At 71.7% G+C, this 3,968-nt stretch carries 3 protein-coding genes and 1 pseudogene; all 4 read left to right on the forward strand.

The window, feature by feature from the left end; all coding sequences use genetic code 11:
• The coding region (locus Q0U08_RS18455; protein ID WP_298093157.1) for a DUF3772 domain-containing protein at positions 1 to 2,189 on the forward strand (2,189 nt) is incomplete at its 5' end.
• Positions 2,158 to 2,766: an RNA polymerase sigma factor gene (locus Q0U08_RS18460; protein ID WP_367271162.1), complete on the forward strand. Its 609-nt coding sequence runs from the start codon at positions 2,158 to 2,160 to the stop codon at positions 2,764 to 2,766. The genes Q0U08_RS18455 and Q0U08_RS18460, both read left to right, overlap by 32 nt.
• Positions 2,767 to 2,802: 36 nt before the next feature.
• Positions 2,803 to 3,714, forward strand: coding sequence for a FecR family protein (locus Q0U08_RS18465; protein ID WP_298093159.1), 912 nt, complete (start codon positions 2,803 to 2,805; stop codon positions 3,712 to 3,714).
• A pseudogene (locus tag Q0U08_RS18470) lies at positions 3,714 to 3,968 on the forward strand (TonB-dependent receptor); the annotation flags it as partial. The gene Q0U08_RS18465 and the pseudogene Q0U08_RS18470, both read left to right, overlap by 1 nt.

The following is a 3,968-nucleotide window of genomic DNA, read 5'->3' on the forward strand; positions in this document are numbered from 1 at the left end:
CGCAGCGTACCAAGGCGCTCGCCGCGCAGGCCTCGGCCACCGCCGCTGCCGACGCATTGGACGATCAGTTGAAACTGGTCGATGCCCGCCTAGGCGGGCTGGGTGCCGACACCCCCAACGAGGCACCCGACATCCGGCGGGAACGCGCCAACCTGAACCGGCAGCGTGCCGCGATCGATGCCACGATCAAGCGCGGCCGCCTCGCCAGCGTCGAGGCGCAGCAACTGGTCGACGAGATAGACCGCAGCAAGGCCGAACAGTTCAACGAAACCATCTCGGCCCGTGCCGCCTCGCCGCTCTCGCCCGGCTTCTGGCACGCGGTGTTCACCGCCATCCCGCGCGACTTGCGCCGGGCCGAGCTGTTCCTGACGCAAGGCGCCACCCAGATCCGGGCGCAGTGGCGCGGCGGCTTCCCCTGGCAGGCGCTGCTCGGCGCCGTGCTGGGGCTGGCCCTGGCCATGCCGATCCGCCTGGCCGTCCAGCGGCTCGGCCAACGCCACCTGATCGAAGGGGCACCGGGCCACCGCGTCCGCCGCTCCGCCAATGCATTGTGGCGGGTGCTAATCGGCACGCTCGCCCCGCTGATCGGCGCCACCTTCTTCGTGCAGGGGCTGCGCTGGTCCGGCTTGCTGCCCGATCGCTGGGGCGATCTGCTCGATGCCTTTGTGCTGGCGGTCGGCTTCGGCAGCTTCACCGCGTCGGTCAGCGGGGCGGTGCTGATGCGCACCCAGCCTTCGTGGCGGATCGCGCCGCTGGACGACGAGACCGCGATGCGGCTGCGCCCGCTGTCCTGGGTGCTCGCGGTCCTTGCCTTTCTCAGCATCCTGGCGACCGCGACGATCCGCATCGTCGGCGTCAGCGCCGCGCTGAACGTCGCGACCCAGGCGGGCGAGGCCTTGCTGCACCTGCTGCTGATCGCCGCCTTCCTGTTCGCCATCGGCCGCCTGCGTGCCGACCGCGCCGCGCGCGACGATGCTGTCAGCCAGTCGACCAGCGCCGGGCTCGGTGCCGCCACCCTGCTCGCCTGGATCCTGGTCGGCGTCGCGCTGATCGCGCTGCTCCTCGGCTATATCGGGTTCAGCCTGATCGTCGCGCAGTTCATCGCCTGGGCGACCGTGCTGGGATCGGCCGTCTATCTGCTCCTCGTCGCGGTGGACGACATCGCGACCAGCGTGTTCACCCGCGACAGCCGGGTCGGCACGATGCTCACCCGCGCGCTCGGCGTGCGCGGCAGCGCGGTGGACCAGTTCGGGCTGCTGCTGTCGGGCAGCCTGCGTATCGCCCTGGCGATCGTCGCGCTGGTCATGCTCGTCTCGCCCTTCGGGGCCGGCGGCGGGGTGGACACGCTGTTCGGCCGGCTGGGCGCGCTGGCGAAGGGCATCCAGTTCGGCGGCATCTCCGTATCGCCCGGCACGATCCTGCGCGGGATCGTCGCGCTGTTCCTGGGGCTGACGCTGGTCCGCCTGTTCATGCGCTGGCTGGAAACGCGCTATCTGCCCGCGACCGATCTCGACGGGTCGGGTCGCAATTCGGTCAGCCTCGTCGCGCGCTATGTCGGCGTCGCCCTGGCGGTGATCTGGTCGTTGGCCTCGCTCGGCATCGGCATGGAGCGGATCGCGCTGCTGCTGTCCGCCCTCTCGGTCGGCATCGGCTTCGGCCTTCAGGCGATCACGTCCAACTTCGTCTCCGGCCTGATCCTGCTCGCCGAACGCCCGATCAAGATCGGCGACCTGATCCGCGTCGGCACCGACGAGGGCGATGTGAAGCGGATCAGCGTGCGCTCGACCGAGATCGAGCTGGCGGACCATTCGACGCTGATCGTCCCCAATTCCGAACTCATCACCAAGTCGGTGCTGAACAAGACGCTGGCCAGTCCGCTCGGCCGTATCCAGATCCAGTTCTCCGTGCCCCTGGGCTCGGACGCGGAGGCGGTTCGCGGCATCGTGCTGGACGCCTTCACCGCCGAGGAGGCCGTGCTGGACGACCCCGCGCCCGCCGTGTTCATCGACGCGATCACCGACGGGCGCATCCTCTTCAACGCCTTCGCGCACGTCGCCACCCCGCGCGCCGCCTACGGCGCACGCAGCAACGTCTTCATGATGCTCCTCGCCCGCTTCCGCGAACAGGGAATCGATATCGGCACCATCCCCCAGCGCCTTGAACTCATCCGCCCCGATCAGCCAGCTTGATCTGGATCACGACCCGTCCATCGGCTATCGCGCCGCCGTGCCGCCGCCCGATCCCCCGTCCCTGCCTGCCGGACTGGAGGCCGTGTTCCTCGCGAACCGGCCGCAACTGCTGCGCTTCCTGGCGGCGCGGGGGGCCGGCGACGCGGCGGAGGATCTGTTGCAGGATCTGTGGATGAAGATCGCCGCCGCCCCGCCCACCCGGCCGATCGCCGCGCCGCTGGCCTATCTCTACCGCGCCGCCGACACGCTGATGATCGACCGCTACCGCGCCGAGCGCGCCCAGCGCCGGCGCGAGGATGCCTGGGGCGACGCCATCGGCCCCGCCATCCCCGGCCAGTCGGACGATCCGGCGGGCGAGCGTGTGCTGATCGCCCGCGAGCGTGCCGCCGAAGCGCAGAGCGTCCTTCAGTCGCTGGGCGAGCGCGTCGCCCGCGTCTTTCGCCGCCACCGGCTGGACGGCATTGCCCAGCGCGACGTCGCACAGGAAAACGGCGTCAGCCTCAGCACGGTGGAAAGCGATCTGCGCAAGGCGTCCCGCGCGCTCATCGACCTGAAGGAGCGCTGGGATGAGGTTTGACGCGCATGTCTCCGTCCTTCACCGCAGGAGACCATGATGGCAGGTGACGGCGATAACGAGACGGCACGGGACTGGGCGATACGCAGCGCCGATCCCGCGTTCGACGATTGGGACGCGCTGACCGACTGGCTGGCGGCGGACCCGGCGCGCGCAGACCGTTATCACCACGCCGCCGCCGATCTGGCCGCCATGACCGATCTGCTGCGCCATGCTCCGGCTTCCGCCCCGGCCCGCACCCGCCGCCGCTGGTGGCCCGCCGGCATCGCCACCGCGGCCGCGGCGGCTGCGGCGGCGGTCTTCGTCATCGGCGACCCCGATCCGGCGGCGCAGCCCTATGCCGTCGAGACGGTGGCAGGCGCCACCCGCACCGTGGCGCTGGCGGATGGCAGCCGTATTGCGCTCGCCGGCGGCACGCGCCTGATCCTCGACCGTGCCGACACCCGCCTCGCGACGCTGGACCGCGGGCAGGCGCTGTTCACCGTCCGCCACGACGCCGACCACCCGTTCCGCGTCCATGTCGGTGCCGAGGAACTGGTCGATACCGGCACCGTCTTCGATGTCGCCCGCGCCGCCACCGGTCTGCGCGTGGCGGTGGCGGAAGGCGGCGTGATGGTCGACCCCGCCGGCGAGCGGCTCGCGCTCGGCCCCGGCGACCGGCTGGAGGTGACGGGCACGCGTCGCGTGGTATCGCACGTGCCGCTCGCCTCGGTCGGCGCATGGGAACGTGGGCAGCTCAGCTATCTTGCGACACCGCTCGGCACCGTGGCGGCGGAGGTCGGCCAGGCGCTCGGCCTGCGCATCGCGGTGGCCCCCGCGGTCGCCACCCGCCCCTTCACCGGCACCGTCGCGCTGGACGGTATCCGCCGCGATCCCGCCAGCCTGGGTGCGCTCGTCGATGTGGCGATGGTCCGCCGCGGCGACGGTTGGGAGCTTGGTCCGGGGTCCTGATGCGGCGCCTCCTGCTGACCGCCGGACTGATCATGGCGGCACCGGCTATGGCCGGGGACCGCCGGATCGCGCTGCCCGCCGGCCCGCTGGGTCAGGCGGTCGCCGCCCTTGGTCAACAGCACGGCGTCAGCATCGCGGTCGACCCCGCCTTGTGGCATCGCCGCGTCCCCGCCGTCACCGGCCGCCTGTCCACCCGTGCCGCGCTGGAACGGCTCGCCCAGGCGAGCCGTTCCAGCGCGGCACGGGTGGACAGG

This window comes from uncultured Sphingomonas sp. (genome assembly GCF_946477935.1).
In the GTDB taxonomy this organism is placed as follows: domain Bacteria; phylum Pseudomonadota; class Alphaproteobacteria; order Sphingomonadales; family Sphingomonadaceae; genus Sphingomonas.

What these genes read in the sequence shown, in the direction of transcription:
- Q0U08_RS18465 (WP_298093159.1), top strand. Translation starts at nt 2,803, where the DNA reads ATGGCAGGTGACGGCGATAACGAGACGGCACGGGACTGGGCGATACGC.